A 15,546-nucleotide genomic window follows, 5' to 3' on the forward strand; every position below is an offset into this window, starting at 1 on the left:
TCGGCTCCGCGACATCGACCGGTGACCGTCGTGCGACAGTCTCGTGACACTTCACTTCTCGACTCCTGGGAGTTTTACCGATGGCCTCGTTTCGTAGAGCAGCCCTGCTCGGCACGCTCGCACTGATTTCCGTCGCGACCACGTCGATGGGCAGCGTTGCCACTGCTGCGCCGGCACGGACCGCGTCGCCGTTGTGCCAGGTCGCAGACCTCCTCCCCAGTGGATCGTCGTCGGGCCTCGGTTACCAATGTGCCGAAGCAGGTGCGCTTCTCGATCTCCCGATCGGTGATGTCCGCGCGACGCAACCCTCACTCGGATACGACGAGGTGTACTACAAGCTCGGTCGCTACACGCTCGGCAAAGACGAGATCAACAAGAAGTTCGACGACTGGTGCGAGGCCAACGGCCAGGAAGAGGCCGCCTCGGCATCGCCCGGTGCGCGACTGGACAATCCGTCGTCGTTCACCTGCACCGTTCCCGTCGGCCAGGAAACGCCCGACACCATCGCGCCCATGAAGACTGTTGTCATCGGGCCGGGCGGCGTGCCGTACCTGACCGACGGACACCACACACTTACCTCGTTCTACGAAACAGCCGACGGTGGGCCGAATCTGCACCTTCGTCTGCGGGTGGTCGCGAATCTCAGTGACCTGAGCACAGCCGACTTCTGGGCTCGAATGAAGGCCGAGAAGTGGGTCTGGAACTACGACGTCGACGGTAACGAAGTTCCGGTGGAACAGCTTCCGTCAGGAGTCGGCCTTGCCAAGTTCCAGAACGACAAGTACCGCAGCCTGATGTACTTCGCCCGCGACATCGGCTTCACCCCCGGCACCATTCCCTTCCAGGAATTCTATTGGGGTGCATGGGTTCGCGACTCGGCGGAAGTCGACATCAGCGGCTGGGACAGCAACAACCTGGCGAGCTACCTGAGCACCGTCCAGTCGGTCTCGCGCGCTCAGGTCGCGGTCCCGAAAGACACCGTGATCGACAGTGGCCGCACCGCAGCGGAACTCGGCGCACTGGGCGCGTGGAACGACGGAAAATCAGCCACCAAGGGCGAGTTCGGAAAGCTGTCGGCACCGTTCTCGGACGACAAGCCCGGAAAACTGGCCTACGCCTTGCAGTACAAGATGGGATTGCCCCGGTAGGTTCGGACGGGGCGTCTGCGTGTCCGCCGAAGAAATCGGCATGCGTCGACGCCGCATCGGAGTTCGAGGGGAGGGTGAGGAGCCACGTCCGATCAACAGAACCGGTCGCCCGGACGCACAACCCCCGGATCTTTTCTGTCCATATTCGACAGCATCCACCTTCGATGGCGACTGACTCTGGCAACGTTCTTTGCCGGCTGCTGGATGCTGTTCTTTGCGGTAACTCCGTGGTGGATCGGCAAGACGATCGACACCCTCACCACGCGAGGCACTACGGTCACGGACATCGCGCACCAGTGCGCTGTGCTGATGGCATTCGCCGTCGGTGGGGCGGTGGCAATTCTGGCCGAGGAACGCACCAGCATGCTCCTCCGTATCGAGTGCGAGCTTTCACTCATGCGGGTGCTGTCGAGGCGTTCGGCCGACGTAGGCATCACACCGTCGACATCGAGCGCCGTCAACCTCGGCATGGTGGATATCACCAGCGTTGCCACCGGTGTTTCCTCGCTCCCGCGCAGCATCGGTGGGGTGTTCACGGTACTGCTGATCGGTGCCCTGATGCTGGCTACGTCGTGGCAGCTCGGGCTGGTCATTTTGGTCGGAGCAGTTGTCGCCCTCGTGTCGAACGATCTGGTGCTGCGCAACTTTCGGCACCGCCAGAAGATTCAACGCACCTGCAGCGATGAACTGACCGACATCGCGCACGACATCGGCGGTGGTGCCCGGGTCATCAAAGGCTTGGGTGCTGCACAGACATTTCTGCACCGCTACACCGATTCGTCTGCGAAGCTGCAACGATCCGGAATCTCCCTATCGAGGGCAGATTCGCAGGCGTCGGCGTTCCGCGCGCTGGTGTCCGGAATCTACAAGATCGTCACCATTGCCTTCGGTGCGAAACTGGTGTTGTCAGGCACCATCACGGTAGGTGACGTCGTCACCGCCTACGGCTACACCACATTTCTCGGCAACCCACTCGACTTCATCATGCGGGGTCGTCAGTTGAGGGCAGCCGGCATCGTATCGCAGCAACGAATCGACACATGGTTGGCAGCCACTCCCGCGAGCCGGCCCGCCGTTCACCTACCCAACACCGATGCAGCGATGAAAGCACTCGAATCCGTCGTCGGCGCATCGATTCCCCTCGGTGCCTATACCGGCATCACATCCCTGGATGGGCGCGATTGGCATGCCACCAACGTCCAACTCGCACGGGCCACCCTGGGTCAGCACGCGACGGTTCAGATCGTGGGCACCGATGACTATCTGTTCTCCGGGACCCTGCGTGAGGTACTCACTCCACTGTGTCGACAACCCGGTGACGATGGTGGGTCCGAGGTCGACGCGCGGCAACGCGCGTCGGTGACGGCAGCGATGGCGTCGGACATAGTGCAGGCACTCCCGGATGGACTCGACACCGAGATGACCGCCGGAGCTGTGGAGTTCTCCGGTGGTGAGCGGCAACGCCTGCGACTGGCCAGAGCGCTGAGCACGGCACCCGAGGTACTGGTTCTGGTGGATCCCACGGCGGCATTGGATGTTTCCACCGAGTCCGCCGTCGTATCGGGCATTCGGGAACTACGCGCCGACCGGACGACGGTGGTCCTGACGTACAGCCTCCCGCATCTGCTGCACGCCGACCGAGTTGTCGTTCTCGGCGGGGCAGGCGAGGTCGTCGCAGTCGGCACACACCATGAGCTCGAGCAACTTCCCGAATATCGACAACTGATCCGCCGACTGCGGGGCGAGGCATAGTGCCCGCGTCGATCGTTCCCGTTGCAGATCGGTCCGAGGTTCGCCGCGCGACTGCACTCATTCTGCGGCAGCATCGCACCATGGCGCTGGCGGCGCTGCTGGCGTACGCCGCCTCGGTGGCGGCTGGTCTGCTCCCGCCCTACCTCCTCGGCTTGGTGGTCGATCAGGTTCGACAAGGGACCGACCGCGTGTGGGTGATGGCCGGTTCGATGATGGCGGCCTTGACAGTTCAGGCAGTCACACTGTGGACGGCCACGTACTTGTCCGGTGCGTTGGCCGAGACAGTCGCAGCCGAACTCAGGGAGGACACCATGAGCTCGGTGCTCACGGCACCGTTGGCGAAGGTCGACGCAATCCCTGTCGCCGAACTGCTGAGCAGAGTCACCAGAGATATCGATGCACTGGTGCGGGGCACCCGAAACTCCCTGCCCGCAGTGATTGTCACCGTCCTGATGATGGTGATGACGCTCGGCGCGATGACAGTTCTCGGGTGGCGGTATCTCGTTGCGTTTCTGGTGTGTCTGCCGCTCTTGATTCCCGTGACCCGCTGGTTCCTGCGTAGATCCCGCAACGCATTCCTGGTGAACCAAGCGTCCAAAGCCCTTGCTACACAGGTGTTGACTGAGTCCGACGCCGGAGCCGCCACTTTGGCTCGGCACGGCTGGGAGCCATGGTGGGACAGGCGTATCGTCAGCGTCAACAACGACGTCCGCAGCGCGGAACGGCACGTGTTGCGATTGCAGTCCACCTTCTGGTTCGTCGCCGATTTCGGTCGAAACGTGCCGCTTGCCATGGTTCTGCTGCTCGGCGGGATCGCGTATCTCGACGACGCGACGCCACTTGCTGCCGTGACGGCCGGCGCTCTGTATGCGCAGAACCTGGCTGTTCAGCTGGACATCCTGCTCGTCCATCAGAACCAACTCCAAGTCGGTGGGGCAGCGTTTGCTCGCATTCTCGGCTTGCAACGATTCGTTCGTAGCGATGTTCCCCCGGAGGAGCGCAGAAACGTAGATCCGGTCGCTGGGGCTGCACTCGACTCCAGTGCCGATCTCGTCCTGACGGATGTGCACTTCACCTATCCCGGTAATAGGACCAGCATTTCGGGCGGTGCAGCATTGCGAGGAATCACACTGACAGTCCCGTCCGGTCAGCGGGTTGCCATCGTCGGGCCGTCCGGTGCCGGGAAAACTACCTTGGGACGGGTGATCTCGGGACTGGATGCCCCTCGATCCGGGGGTGTCCGGTACGGCGACGTTCCGCTGGCGGAACTGCCCGCCGAGGTAGTGCGTCGAACGGTGGGAATGCTCTCGCAACACTCGTTCGTATTCAGTGGCAGTGTTGCCGACAACCTGCGCATCGCCGCGCCGACGGCAAGCGACGAAAACCTCGCTGAGGTTCTGGCGGCAGTCGGCGCGGCGAGCCTACTGAACACGTTCACGTTGGATCGCCCGATCGCCCAAGGCTCACGCTCGCTGACTCCTGTCGAGGAACAGCAGCTGTCGTTGGCGCGCATGGTGCTTGCGCAACCGCAGGTGGTCGTATTGGACGAGGCCACAGCACAATTCGATCCGATGACCGCCCGCACTCTCGAAACTGCGATCCGGCAACTGCTCCCAGGACGGACCATCATCACCATCGCGCACCGGCTGCGCATCGCGCAGGACGCCGATCGGGTCGTAGTTATGGCCGCAGGCGCCGTCGTGCAGGACGGCACTCACGATCAACTCATCGCCTGTGACGGCCCGTACCGAACCCTGTGGTCGGACTGGGAAGATGACTGACTGATCAGTCGTTGATATCGGACGACACAACTTTGCTTCCAGCCCGGCGACGCGACCGTAGCCGCACGGCCACGAATACGACGACAGCGATTGCCACCGAGACAATAACGATCTTCTGCAGGATTTCGGCATACGCGTCGACCAGATGCCAGTTCTCGCCCAGCTGATACCCCGCGGTGACGAAAATGGTGTTCCAGATCAGACTTCCGAGCGTGGTGAGAACCAGAAACTTCATCATCCCCATCCGCTCGATCCCCGCCGGTAGGGAGATGAAGCTGCGAAACAGCGGAATCATGCGGCCGAGGAACACTGCCTTCGAGCCGTGTTTGGCGAACCATGCCTCCGAGCGGTCGAAGTCGCTGGCCTTGATCAGCGGAATTCGCGCCACCAGTGCCCGGGTGCGTTCGCGTCCGATGAGTGCACCTACCGCGTAGACGATGATCGCGCCCAGAACCGAGCCGAGTGTCGTCCAGAACAGTGCGGCACCGAAGGAGAACACTCCCTGACTGGCCGAGAACCCGGCAAGCGGGAGAACCAGTTCGCTCGGGATCGGTGGGAACAAATTGTCGGCACCGACGACCATGGCTGCACCGGGGCCGCCGAGCGCATCCATGACACCGACTGCCCAGCCGGCCAGCCCGTCGAGAGTGTCGGTTTCAGTAGCTGCAGCAATCAGTAAGTTGGACATTGCAATTCCCTTGTTCGTCGATGTTTCGTGTCGTGAAGGACACCGAAAACGCTACGAACTTCGTGGACGCGGAACATCGAGGAAAGCCGTCGCCTCTCGCGGGGCAGTCCGCGTGGAGATCTTGTGGTTTACCGCAGTATCTGGGGGCATTTGTGCGGTTACGCTGCTGGAGTGCTGGCTAACCGTGGCGTGTACCCAACCGGGCAGGCGGATCGCGCGTCGATCGGGTCACTGCTGCGGCGTTGGCTCACGGCACTGTCCGGAGTTCTGCTCGGTAGCGTCACCGCGGTAGCAGCCCTGCTGTTCTCCCTGGTGGCGGTAACCGCCCATGCGCTGGCGCGTCTCCTCGGCCGGTCGGGAGCACCACTACAAACGGCAGTCGGCAGGAGCGCACTGTCATTGTCCGAGTTGGAAATTCGTCGCATCGTCCGCTTTCACGGCACACCACACACCGACGCCCTGACCCCTCGCCGTTGTCGCTGGTATCTCGGTATGCGGTGGACGATCGGACTACTCGGGCTCGGCGTGGTCCTTCTGTTGATGTTGTGTCTCGTCGTCGCCGGCTCGATGGTCTCGGCGTGGGTGTTCAGCGGCGACTGGGGGTTGATCGAAGAGTCCAATCGCGTCGACGGAGGACTCGTCGCAATGGCCGCGCTGCCCGGAATCCTGTTGATCTTCGTCGCCGCAGTCGGTGTGGCAGGGGTGGGATCATTGGACCGATGGTTCGCCGTCCAGGTACTGGGCCGGCAATCGGATCGGTTGCTGCACCAGCGGGTTGCCGAACTGACGAGCAGCCGCGATCACGTCGTCGACGCCATCGACGACGAACGCCGCCGCATCGAGCGCGACCTGCATGACGGAGTGCAGCAGCACCTGGTTGCGCTGGGGATGCTCGTCGGCCGGGCTCGTCGCGCTGAAGATCCAGAGAAGGTGCACGAACTCCTCGCCCAAGCTCAGGTCTCATCGCAGGGTGCGATCGACGAGCTGCGCGAGGTTGCCAACCGGGTGTATCCCATCGCGCTCGACAAGGACGGCCTGCGCGCAGCTCTCGAGACGCTGGCCGAGCGGGCCAGTGCTCCAGTCCGACTCTCGTACGAACTGACAGAGAGGTTGCGCCCCGCCGTGGAAACAGTCGTCTACTTCGTCGTCTCGGAGGCGGTGACCAACGCAACCAAGCACGCCTCACCGAAATCGTTGCAGGTCAGCGTCACTCACCAGAAATTCGATCGGGTACTGGCAATCATCACCGACGACGGGCCCGGTGGCGCCGACCCGTCCGGCACCGGCTTGTCCGGACTGGCCCGCCGCGTCGCTGCCATGGACGGCACCCTCACCGTGGACAGCCCGGTCGGCGGCCCTACGGTCGTGACTGCGAGCGTCCCGTGCGGGTGATCGTCGCGGAGGACTCGACGTTGCTGCGTGAGGGTCTGGTGCGTCTGCTCGTCGACGAAGGCCACGACGTGATCGCGTCCGTGGGCGACGCCGACGCGCTCCTCGCCGCCGTGGAACAGGACCGTCCCGACATCGTCGTCACCGACGTCCGCATGCCTCCGGGCCACAGCGACGAGGGACTGCGCGCAGCACTGACCATTCGCAATCGATTGGCCTGAGGTGGCGGTACTCGTGCTCTCCCAGTACGTCGAAAACCGGTACGCAGCAGAGCTGATCAGTGGATCAGGGGGCAAGGTCGGCTACCTGCTCAAGGACCGCGTCGCGCAAGTCGACGAGTTCCTGGACGCCCTCGACAGGGTGGCCGGCGGCGGGACTGCCTTCGACCCAGAGGTGGTGCGGCAGCTGTTGTCTCGCACGACTCGGTCGAATCCGCTCGAACGACTCACGCCGCGCGAGCGCGATGTTCTCGAGCTGATGGCACAAGGTCTCACGAACGCTCGAATCGCAGCCGATCTGTTCATCTCGGTGAGCTCGGTCGAAAAGCACATCAATGCCGTGTTCGACAAACTCGGATTGGCGAACTCCACCGGTCTGAGCCGCCGGGTGATGGCTGTGGTGGCCTACTTGCGCACGTGATGTCGATCGGGGGCCTACGTGATCGACCAGGTTCGGGTCGTGGCGTCCGGTACCGTCTCGCGTCATGAACCTGAAGCTGTGTGTGCTGCTGTGGGCGTCGGAGGGAAAAGAAGACGCGCTCACCCGCTACGAGGACACGGTGCTGAACCTGATTCCGAAGTACGGCGGCGAAGTGGTGAGCAGGGTTCGACGCATCGACCCGGGAGACGGACCACTCGAGGTCCAGGTCATCCACCTACCGGATGATTCGGCCTTGCAGGCCTACATGGAGGACCCCGAGCGCCTTGCGCTTGCCGACGTGCATCGCCGGGTAGTGGCGAGAACCGAATTAATCCACGTGGAGACGCTCGTCTGATGGCTGCGCCTGGCCGATGCGCCTACCAGCGATCGACGTGCAGCACCGTCTCGATCGGATCGCGCGGAGCGACCTTGAACGTCTCGCCCGTGTAGTACGCCGTCGGAATGAGCGCGCCCTGATGGAAGTCCTCGGGGATGCCGAGTAGCTCGGATATCTCCCGCTCGCGAGCGAGATGGATTGTGGTCCATGCCGTCCCGAGCCCACGGGCGCGCGCGGCCAGGGCGTAGTTCCACACCGCGGGCAACAGCGAGCCCCACAAACCGGCCTGATTGCCGGCCGGAAGCGTCTTACCTGCCTGGATGCACGGGATCAACAGCACCGGAACCTCACCCATGTGCTCGCCGAGCCATCCGGCACTGTCGCCGACGCGCTTCTGCACCGATGCGCGTTCCGGATCGTCGGCGAACAAAGCGGACGCGGAATGCTTCGACGCCTGATAGGCGGCGAACAGCTCGCCATAGATGGCGCCGATGCGGGCACGAAGATCAGGATCGGTGACGACGATCCACTGCCACCCCTGCTTGTTCGACCCGGACGGGGCCTGCAGCGCGATCTCGAGACATTCCTTGATCAGTTCCATCGGAACCGGCCGCGTCAGGTCGAGACGCTTGCGGACGGTGCGCGTCGTGGTCAGCAGTTCGTCGGGAGTCAGGTCGACAATCGGGAAAGAAGTCACCTCTCGATCATGCACCATTCGCTCTGCTCCGGGCCCGGTCGACCAGTTCTTCGTTTGCTGCATCCCAGCGCGCCGCCATGGACATGCCTCCATGCCCGTCCCCCTCATCGACGACGAGTGTCGACCCTGCCCATTTCCGGTGTAGATGCCACGGAGTGACAGCGGGTCCCGAGATGTCTTTTCGACCGTGAATCAGGACGCCCGGAATATCGGCCAGACCGCCGGCACGATCGAGCAGAGGCGGATCGCAGAACCCGTCGTGCGACCAGTAGTGCGCGGTCAGCCGCACGAAGGCCAATCGGAACCGGTCGTCGTCCCACCGCGGATTGCGCCGAACGCCACCGGTTCCTATCGAGATGTGGACGTCCTCCCACAGTGCCCATTCCCGAGATGCGCTGTCCCGCAACTGCAAATCGGGTGAGTTGAACAGACGGTCGTACGCGTCGACTATTCGACCGCGCCCCCGGCGATAGCCGACGCCGGCCTGCTCGGCGAAGGTGGCGAGACGATCCCAGGATTCCGGGAAGACCGCACCCACGCCCTCGGTGATCCAGTCGACCTCCGCGCGACTGGTCGTCGTGACCGACGCGAGGACGATGCCGAGAACCCTCGACGGATGGGCGAGGGCGTAGGCAAGAGCGAGAGTGGATCCCCAGGACGCGCCGTTGACGATCCACGCCTCGACGCCGAGGTTCTCACGCAAGGCTTCGATATCGGCAATCAGGTGCGCGGTTGTATTGGTGGCCAACGACGTCGAGGGGTCCGACGCGTGTGGGGTGGACCGTCCACACCCCCTTTGCTCGAATCCGACGGCCCGAACAAGGGACAGGTCGAAGTGGCGACGAAACTGACTGGCGTTCAGGGTTCCGCCTGGTCCGCCGTGCAGATAGACCGCCGGGACGCCGTCGGATGGACCCCATTGCTCCCAGTAGATGCGTTGACCATCCCCTACATCCAACATTCCGTGCAGTGTCGGCTCGTCCTCCAGTGTCATGACGCCATCACATCATTCGAGAGGCAGCATCTGCCGGATCACTGCCCACGCGGAGGCGTCGACCCACGAGGGATTGGACTGCTGCGGCGATCGAAACACCTCGAGTGTCGACAGTGCTGCGATGGACTGAATGCTCGACGCGAGGATCGGCTCGTCGAACAGCGTGATGCTCGTCGAGACCTTCCACTGCGGGCCGGGGACCGGGGTGCCGGTCAACCGACCCGCACCCCAGATCCCGCGTCGCGGATGGCTACTGACCCAGAACAGCACGGGTTGCCCGGGCTTCATCAAACGCGTTCGGTAGTTGTCGGCGACGCACCAGTTCTCGTGCGCACGTCGGGCGTCGACCATCGGTGCGAGATCGGTCGTGTGTGGATTGCACTTGATCACCCATGCACCGAGCGTCTGGTCGGTAATCGCGCGTGCCGTCACCGCAGCCAGCGTACCGAGCGTCAGGCCACCGCGTCGTTGCCCTGAGCTGCCGAGACCACCAGATTGCTTGCGGTCAGCTCGTTTCCGTTCTTGACCGCGTCGATCCACTGATCCGTCGTCGCCACTGCTGCGAAGTTCGACTGGTAGAGCACCATCAATGCCTTGTGCAGCTGCTCGGCCGAGACGGTGCCCGCCTCGTTGGAGAGGTTGATGGCACCGGTGGCGTCGGACAGGATCTCGACCGTCAGATCCAGCGCCTCGGCGTCGGCGCTGGACGCCAGGTCGCAGTTGTTGGTCATGTAGCCGACGATCGTGACAGTGTCGATGTTGTTGCTCTGCAGCCACTTCGCGACGCCGGTTCCTGCGAACACACTGCTGTACTTCTTCTCGACTCGCTCGAACGACGGTTGCACGACGGCCTCGATGTCGGGATGCAGCTCGTAGGTCGGGGTGCCCTTCACGAATGCCGGAGCGCCCTCAGGCATCTCGTGCTGCACGATGGCAACGGGAACATCCTGCGCCGCAGCGGCTTCGATGGCGCGGACGATGTTGGCCAACGACTCGTCGCGAGGCGGGTACTGGATCTTCAGCACTCCCTCGAAGTACTCCTGCTGGACGTCGATGACGATGAGGGCTCTACGCGGTGCGGTCATGGGCGTTCTCCTTCAAGTGGCGTTCTCGGTCGATACTCATACTCCGGTGCTGATCTTGCGTTCACGAGTGGCACGGATGCATACTTTCGATTGATTTGCGCCAACGTTCGAGATCGGAGCCGGCCATGCGAATAGCGCTCTACGTGTTCGACGGCATGACGATGTTTCACCTCGCCGCGCCGCTGATGGTGTTCGGCGAGGTCACCCGACTCGGACTTGCGCCGGATTGGGAGACACGAGTGTGGTCCGACGAACCAGGGTCGATCCGCACCGAGGAAGGGTTTCCGATCGGTGAGATCGCGGATCCCAGCACAGTCGACTGGGCCGATATCGTCATCGTGACGTCGTGGCCGGAGTCGTTGCCCCACATAGGTACTGACTTCTCGAACGCACTCCGCGGAGCACATACACGAGGCGCAGAGATCGCGGGTCTGTGTCTCGGTTCGTTCGCCGTCGCAGACACTGGCTTGCTGGCCGGCCGCCCCGCCGTCACGCACTGGACCAAGATGACCGAGCTGCGGGAGCGAAACCCACACGCAGGCGTCGACGAGTCGGTTCTATACATCGATCACGGAGACGTGATGACCTCCGCGGGAACCGCATCGTCGATCGATTCCTGCCTCCACATCGTGCGCAAGCACCTCGGCTCGGCGGCAGCGACGCGGGTGGCGCGCAGTCTGGTGGTCGCACCGCATCGTGACGGCGGTCAAGCGCAATACATCGAACGGCCGGTCATCGAGGCATCCGGAGATACTGCGATTGCCGACGCACAGAGCTGGGCACTCGAACGACTGGCCGAGCCGCTACCCATCGAACGACTGGCCGAGCATGCGCGCATGAGCCGACGCAGCTTCATCCGTCAGTTTCAGCTCGAGACAGGGTCCACCCCGGCTCGTTGGGTGCTGGACAAACGCCTCGAGGAAGCTCGGAGCCTGCTCGAAACGACCGATCGGAGTATCGAGAACATCGCAGCCCTGTGCGGATTCGGCAGCGCTGTCACTCTGCGTCAGAACTTCCGCTCGGCATTCGCGGTGACACCGACGGCCTATCGACGGCAATTCGCCGTCGGTTGTGCGCCCGCAGAGGCCTTGGACAGGCAAGGATGAGCGACGTGATCCTGTGGGTAGTTGCCGGAGTAGAGCTCGCCGCCATCATTGCGCTCGGTGTGGTGTTGATCGTGTCGCGTCGCAAGCTGAAGCACACGCGCCGAGCGCTCGACCGCGCTCTCGAATCGCAGCAACGCCGTAAGCGACGCGGCTTGGTTCCCTTCGCGATCAGAACCGCCTTCCACACCACGGACTTGCTGATCAACAAGGGCTTCGGCGCCACGGTCCGAAACTCCGTAGAAGACCTCGCGGGCTGGGCCAAGGTGGAACGCCCCGATCTGGCGCGCATGACCGCCGACGGCGACATCGTGGTGATGTTCTCCGACATCGAGGGATCCACCGCACGCAACGAGGAACTCGGTGATCGCGGCTGGGTGAAGCTGCTCGAAAAGCACAACAAACTGATCTGCAAGCACGTCGCGGATCACGGCGGACATGTGGTGAAGAGTCAGGGTGACGGTTACATGATTGCCTTCTCCGACCCGGGTCAAGCTGTGCGCTGCGGAGTGAAAGTGCAAGAAGCACTACTGAATAATCCCGATCGGTGGGACCGCATCCGGGTGCGTATGGGCGTGCATGTCGGCAGCTCGGTGCGCCGAGGTGACGACTTGTTCGGCCTCAACGTGGCCATGGCGGCACGGGTTGCGGGACAGGCCGAGGGCGGTGAGATTCTGATCAGCGAACCAGTGCGCAATGCCATCAGCACGGCCGCCGATCTGCCCCTAGGCCTGCCCCGTGAAGTCGAATTGAAAGGAATGAGCGGAAGCTTCCAGTTGTATCCGATTGCGCTACCGGTGCTGCCCAACACCGAGGTCAAACAGCTCGACTAGAGCTGCTCGGCCACAGGCATACTCAGCAAGTGGTAGCTCAGGCACTTGCCATGCCCGTCGAGAACCGGGCTCCCCGTCACTCCCCCACCGAGCACGCCGGGTAGCTCGAACACCAAGCCCGAGACCAAGGGCATTGCGGTGCGTCGCACGTCTCCGGTGACCAGCGGTGCGAAATGCGTGGCAACGGCATCGACAGTCAGTTCGCGGGACAGTAACTCGTAGTCCTCGTCGCTTCGCGGAAACACCGCGAGAATGAGAGTGTCGCCCTTGTCCCCGGTTCTCACGTCGGCGAGATCATCGACAGTCCTCATACCGTCACCTCCGTGATGAGCACGTCCGTCGCCACCTGAGCGCGTGGAATCAAACATGATCTGATCGCGAGAACCTCACTGCTGCTGCTCCGTGAACCACCTCCGCCGGCCGGGCCGTTGGTGTACAGACTCTCGACTTCCCACCCCACCAACGCCGCTGTCTCCGCGTCGGGCACCTTTGCAGTGACGCGCAGTCGCACTTCGGGTACATCGGTGTGGGCAGCAAGCCCGCGGAATGCTGCGCCCGCGCCGATGTACTCGATGCCCACGTTCTCCGCCGGAATGCCGTGCACCTCCCACAGTCGTTGCTGCACAATCTCTCCGGCGAGCTGCGCGCGTTGCAGTGCGCGTGGCCCGGCGTAACTGATCTGCCCCTCACCGAGCCAACCGCCGCGAAATCCGAGGGTCACTTTCAGTTCCTCCGGCCGGGTACTGCCTGTCGCCCCGGACACCGCCACCCGATCGGGTCCGACGGTCTCGAACGAGACGCCGGTGAAATCTGCCGTCACGTCCGGCGTCAGGTATCCGGCGGGATCGCCGACCTCGTAGAGCAGTTGCTCGGCGCACGTGCGCACCGTCAGTTCGCCGCCGGTGCCGGTAACCTTCCCGAATTCGGCTGTGCCGTCGGCATGTACGTCCCCGAACGGGAAGCCCAGATTCGCCAGACCCTGCACAGGCTTGGTGACTGGGTCCGCGAAGTAGCCACCGGTCAGTTGGCCCGCGCATTCGAGCAGATGCCCGACGGCCGTCCCGGCACCGAGTGTCTCCCAATCCTGCCCGGCCCAACCGAATTCGTGCATCAGCGGCGCGAGATACAGGGCTGGATCGGCAAGACGGCCGGTGACGATCACGTCGGCACCGACGTCGAGTGCGGGCAATACCGCGTCGGCCCCGATGTAGGCGTTGGCCGACACCAGTTCCTCGGAATGCTCCGACAGCGGGCGTCCGGTCTCCCACACCACCGGATCGATGCGGCGCACCGCGTCGAGCACGTCGTCGCCGGTGACGGCGGCGATGCGCACCGAACCCGAACACACCTGCTCCGCAACCTGGGCGATGACGGCGGCTGCCGCAACAGGATTGGCGGCACCGGAGTTGGTCACGACGGTGATGCCCTGCTCCGTCGTCGCGCCGAGTACTGCGCGCATGCGCGCTGCCAGGAGTGGGTCGTAGCCCGCCGCGGGATCGAGTAATTTTCGGGCCTGCCCGGTCGCAACCGTCCGCTCTCCGAGGCACTCGAAGATCAGATAATCGAGCTCGCCTCGCTCGGCCAAGATCTGGGCGGGGTCGATACGGTCGCCGGCAAACCCTGCGCCCGCGCCCAATCGGACGATTCCGGGCGCGCTCACGATACCCACACCGGGATGACGCCCGTCGCGAAAGCGACCCCGAGCATGCCGAGGCTGACCAGCCATGCCCACCCCAAGGTATGCCGGATGTGCCTGCCGATGTCGACCTTCGCCAGACCGACGAGAAGGTAGAACGCGCCCGTCATCGGACTGATCGGGAAGCCGACAGTCTCTTCACCGATGATCGACGCCTGAGCGAGATCGATTGCGCTGATACCGAACTGGTCGCCGACCTCGATGAGCACCGGCAGCACACCGAAGTAGTACGCGTCCGGACCGAAGATCAAACTCATCGGTACCGCGAACACCCCGACGATGAGCGGAAGTGCCGGTGCCATCCAGTCCGGAATCACGTTGGCGGCGCTGACGGCCATCGACTCGATCATGCCGCTGCCGTCGAGCACACCGAGAAGAACACCGGCGGCGAGCAGCGTACCGACCATCAGCATCGCGCCGACAGCATGCGCCTCGATGCGCGCGGACTGCGCCTTCATGCCCGGGTAATTGATCAGGAGCGCAACGATGGTCGCGATGATGAAGCAGGTCTCCGGAGGCGCGACGGCTGCGATCAGTGCGGCGAGTGTCGCGACGACGAGAACGACGTTGACCCAGAACAGCTTCGGACGTAGCAGGCTGGGCTCGTCAGGCTTGTCGAGCTGTTCTGGGGTCTCGTCACCGCCCGAGCCGGTTGAGGCCGGCTCGTCTGCTCCGCCGGTGGCGGGCACGGGGATTCGCTGCCCGACGCGTGCCGTCGACTCCTCCACCTCGGCCTTGACATCGCCCGCTGCGACCTTCGCCAACCGTGTCCGCTCTCGGCGCCCGAGGTAGTACGCGATGGCCAACGCGAACACCACACCGGCGATCTGCGCTGGAATCAGCGGAACCCACAGCTCGTTGGCGTCGACGCCCAATGTTGCTGCCGCTCGCGCCGTCGGCCCGCCCCAGGGAACGATGTTCATCACGCCCGCACCGAGTCCGACACAGGTGGCCAGCACCAGCCGGCTCATGCCGAGGCGCTCGTAGATCGGCAGCATCGCAGGAACGGCGATGAGGAACGTGACCGCGCCTGCGCCGTCGAGATGGGCGACCAACGCGAGAGCCGTCGTGGCCACGGCGACGGTGGGCGGTGCGCTGCCTGCCCACTTCACGATGCGCGCGATGAGGGGATCGAACAGACCTGCGTCGCGCATGATCCCGAAGAAGACGATCGCGAACAGGAACATGGCCGCAACGCCGACCACGCCGCCGAGCCCGTCCTTGACGAAACCTGCCACCTCGGACGGCGAGTTGCCGGCCAGGAACGCTGCGGCGAGCGGGACACCCGCAAGCGCAACGATGGCCGCGACGCGTTGGGTGAACAACAGCAGCAGAATGATGGCAATCGTCCCGAAGCCGAGCAGTGACAGCATGTGATCTCCTTCATCGAATACGACGAGTGTT

At 63.7% G+C, this 15,546-nt stretch carries 15 protein-coding genes and 1 pseudogene; 8 read left to right on the forward strand and 8 right to left on the reverse strand.

What is annotated here, in order from left to right:
* The first annotated feature begins 80 nt into the window (after nucleotides 1-80).
* The 3 genes from AC5WEY_RS21650 to AC5WEY_RS21660 all read left to right on the forward strand — a co-directional run bounded on the left by AC5WEY_RS21650 (nucleotide 81) and on the right by AC5WEY_RS21660 (nucleotide 4,681).
* Entirely contained in the window at nucleotides 81-1,148 is a 1,068-nt protein-coding gene (locus AC5WEY_RS21650; RefSeq protein WP_495647482.1) for a ParB/Srx family N-terminal domain-containing protein, read from the forward strand.
* Between the two features lie 177 nt (nucleotides 1,149-1,325).
* Nucleotides 1,326-2,900: an ABC transporter transmembrane domain-containing protein gene (locus AC5WEY_RS21655; protein WP_495647561.1), complete on the forward strand. Its 1,575-nt coding sequence runs from the start codon at nucleotides 1,326-1,328 to the stop codon at nucleotides 2,898-2,900.
* A complete protein-coding gene (locus AC5WEY_RS21660) occupies nucleotides 2,900-4,681 on the forward strand; it encodes an ABC transporter ATP-binding protein (RefSeq protein ID WP_495647483.1) in 1,782 nt (593 codons plus the stop codon). Before AC5WEY_RS21655 ends, AC5WEY_RS21660 begins: the two co-directional genes overlap by 1 nt.
* A gap of 4 nt (nucleotides 4,682-4,685) precedes the next feature.
* Here AC5WEY_RS21660 and AC5WEY_RS21665 read toward each other — a convergent pair whose 3' ends face one another.
* Nucleotides 4,686-5,369, reverse strand: coding sequence for a DedA family protein (locus tag AC5WEY_RS21665; RefSeq protein WP_495647484.1), 684 nt, complete (start codon nucleotides 5,367-5,369; stop codon nucleotides 4,686-4,688).
* A gap of 171 nt (nucleotides 5,370-5,540) precedes the next feature.
* On the opposite strand from AC5WEY_RS21665, the gene AC5WEY_RS21670 reads away from it, so the two are divergent.
* From AC5WEY_RS21670 to AC5WEY_RS21680, 3 genes and pseudogenes are all read left to right on the forward strand, one after another.
* Entirely contained in the window at nucleotides 5,541-6,761 is a 1,221-nt protein-coding gene (locus AC5WEY_RS21670; RefSeq protein ID WP_495647485.1) for a sensor histidine kinase, read from the forward strand.
* Nucleotides 6,752-7,397 (forward strand): annotated as a pseudogene (locus tag AC5WEY_RS21675) (response regulator). The gene AC5WEY_RS21670 and the pseudogene AC5WEY_RS21675 overlap by 10 nt, the downstream one beginning before the upstream one ends.
* 64 nt (nucleotides 7,398-7,461) lie before the next feature.
* A complete protein-coding gene (locus AC5WEY_RS21680; protein WP_495647486.1) occupies nucleotides 7,462-7,752 on the forward strand; it encodes a hypothetical protein in 291 nt (96 codons plus the stop codon).
* Between the two features lie 22 nt (nucleotides 7,753-7,774).
* Here the strand turns inward: AC5WEY_RS21680 and AC5WEY_RS21685 are convergent, their stop codons facing one another.
* The 4 genes from AC5WEY_RS21685 to AC5WEY_RS21700 are packed head-to-tail and all read right to left on the reverse strand — an operon-like array spanning nucleotide 7,775 to nucleotide 10,510.
* The gene (locus tag AC5WEY_RS21685) at nucleotides 7,775-8,431 is read right to left on the reverse strand and encodes a nitroreductase family protein (RefSeq protein ID WP_094718743.1); all 657 of its coding nucleotides are present in this window, start codon (nucleotides 8,429-8,431) and stop codon (nucleotides 7,775-7,777) included.
* 7 nt (nucleotides 8,432-8,438) lie between these two features.
* Nucleotides 8,439-9,425, reverse strand: coding sequence for an alpha/beta fold hydrolase (locus AC5WEY_RS21690; protein WP_495647487.1), 987 nt, complete (start codon nucleotides 9,423-9,425; stop codon nucleotides 8,439-8,441).
* A 12-nt stretch (nucleotides 9,426-9,437) separates the two neighbouring features.
* Nucleotides 9,438-9,857 carry an EVE domain-containing protein gene (locus AC5WEY_RS21695; protein WP_495647488.1) on the reverse strand — a complete coding sequence of 140 codons (420 nt, stop codon included), beginning with the start codon at nucleotides 9,855-9,857 and terminating at the stop codon, nucleotides 9,438-9,440.
* Between the two features lie 20 nt (nucleotides 9,858-9,877).
* Nucleotides 9,878-10,510, reverse strand: a complete 633-nt coding sequence (locus AC5WEY_RS21700) for an isochorismatase family protein (protein WP_495647489.1) — start codon at nucleotides 10,508-10,510, stop codon at nucleotides 9,878-9,880.
* A 125-nt stretch (nucleotides 10,511-10,635) separates the two neighbouring features.
* Here AC5WEY_RS21700 and AC5WEY_RS21705 point away from each other — a divergent pair, with 125 nt between their 5' ends.
* Both AC5WEY_RS21705 and AC5WEY_RS21710 read left to right on the forward strand, forming a co-directional pair.
* Entirely contained in the window at nucleotides 10,636-11,616 is a 981-nt protein-coding gene (locus AC5WEY_RS21705; RefSeq protein ID WP_495647490.1) for a GlxA family transcriptional regulator, read from the forward strand.
* On the forward strand, nucleotides 11,613-12,446 hold the full coding sequence (locus tag AC5WEY_RS21710; protein WP_495647491.1) for an adenylate/guanylate cyclase domain-containing protein: 834 nt from the start codon (nucleotides 11,613-11,615) through the stop codon (nucleotides 12,444-12,446). Before AC5WEY_RS21705 ends, AC5WEY_RS21710 begins: the two co-directional genes overlap by 4 nt.
* Here AC5WEY_RS21710 and AC5WEY_RS21715 read toward each other — a convergent pair.
* Genes AC5WEY_RS21715 through AC5WEY_RS21725 form a run of 3 tightly spaced genes read right to left on the reverse strand, consistent with a single transcriptional unit; the run spans nucleotide 12,443 to nucleotide 15,515 of the window.
* Nucleotides 12,443-12,757, reverse strand: coding sequence for an AtuA-related protein (locus AC5WEY_RS21715; RefSeq protein WP_495647492.1), 315 nt, complete (start codon nucleotides 12,755-12,757; stop codon nucleotides 12,443-12,445). The two genes, AC5WEY_RS21710 and AC5WEY_RS21715, sit on opposite strands and share 4 nt — an antisense overlap.
* Entirely contained in the window at nucleotides 12,754-14,106 is a 1,353-nt protein-coding gene (locus tag AC5WEY_RS21720) for an acyclic terpene utilization AtuA family protein (protein WP_495647493.1), read from the reverse strand. The genes AC5WEY_RS21715 and AC5WEY_RS21720 overlap by 4 nt, the downstream gene beginning before the upstream one ends.
* Entirely contained in the window at nucleotides 14,103-15,515 is a 1,413-nt protein-coding gene (locus tag AC5WEY_RS21725; RefSeq protein ID WP_495647494.1) for a CitMHS family transporter, read from the reverse strand. Before AC5WEY_RS21725 ends, AC5WEY_RS21720 begins: the two co-directional genes overlap by 4 nt.
* Nucleotides 15,516-15,546: the final 31 nt, after the last annotated feature.

It is taken from the genome of Rhodococcoides sp. S146-33 (genome assembly GCF_059489205.1).

Coding starts and splice junctions, on each gene's coding strand:
- AC5WEY_RS21710 (WP_495647491.1), top strand. CDS start 11,613: ATGAGCGACGTGATCCTGTGGGTAGTTGCCGGAGTAGAGCTCGCCGCC.
- AC5WEY_RS21705 (WP_495647490.1), top strand. CDS start 10,636: ATGCGAATAGCGCTCTACGTGTTCGACGGCATGACGATGTTTCACCTC.
- AC5WEY_RS21715 (WP_495647492.1), bottom strand. CDS start 12,757: ATGAGGACTGTCGATGATCTCGCCGACGTGAGAACCGGGGACAAGGGC.
- AC5WEY_RS21690 (WP_495647487.1), bottom strand. CDS start 9,425: ATGACACTGGAGGACGAGCCGACACTGCACGGAATGTTGGATGTAGGG.
- AC5WEY_RS21680 (WP_495647486.1), top strand. CDS start 7,462: ATGAACCTGAAGCTGTGTGTGCTGCTGTGGGCGTCGGAGGGAAAAGAA.
- AC5WEY_RS21665 (WP_495647484.1), bottom strand. CDS start 5,369: ATGTCCAACTTACTGATTGCTGCAGCTACTGAAACCGACACTCTCGAC.
- AC5WEY_RS21725 (WP_495647494.1), bottom strand. CDS start 15,515: ATGCTGTCACTGCTCGGCTTCGGGACGATTGCCATCATTCTGCTGCTG.
- AC5WEY_RS21700 (WP_495647489.1), bottom strand. CDS start 10,510: ATGACCGCACCGCGTAGAGCCCTCATCGTCATCGACGTCCAGCAGGAG.
- AC5WEY_RS21650 (WP_495647482.1), top strand. CDS start 81: ATGGCCTCGTTTCGTAGAGCAGCCCTGCTCGGCACGCTCGCACTGATT.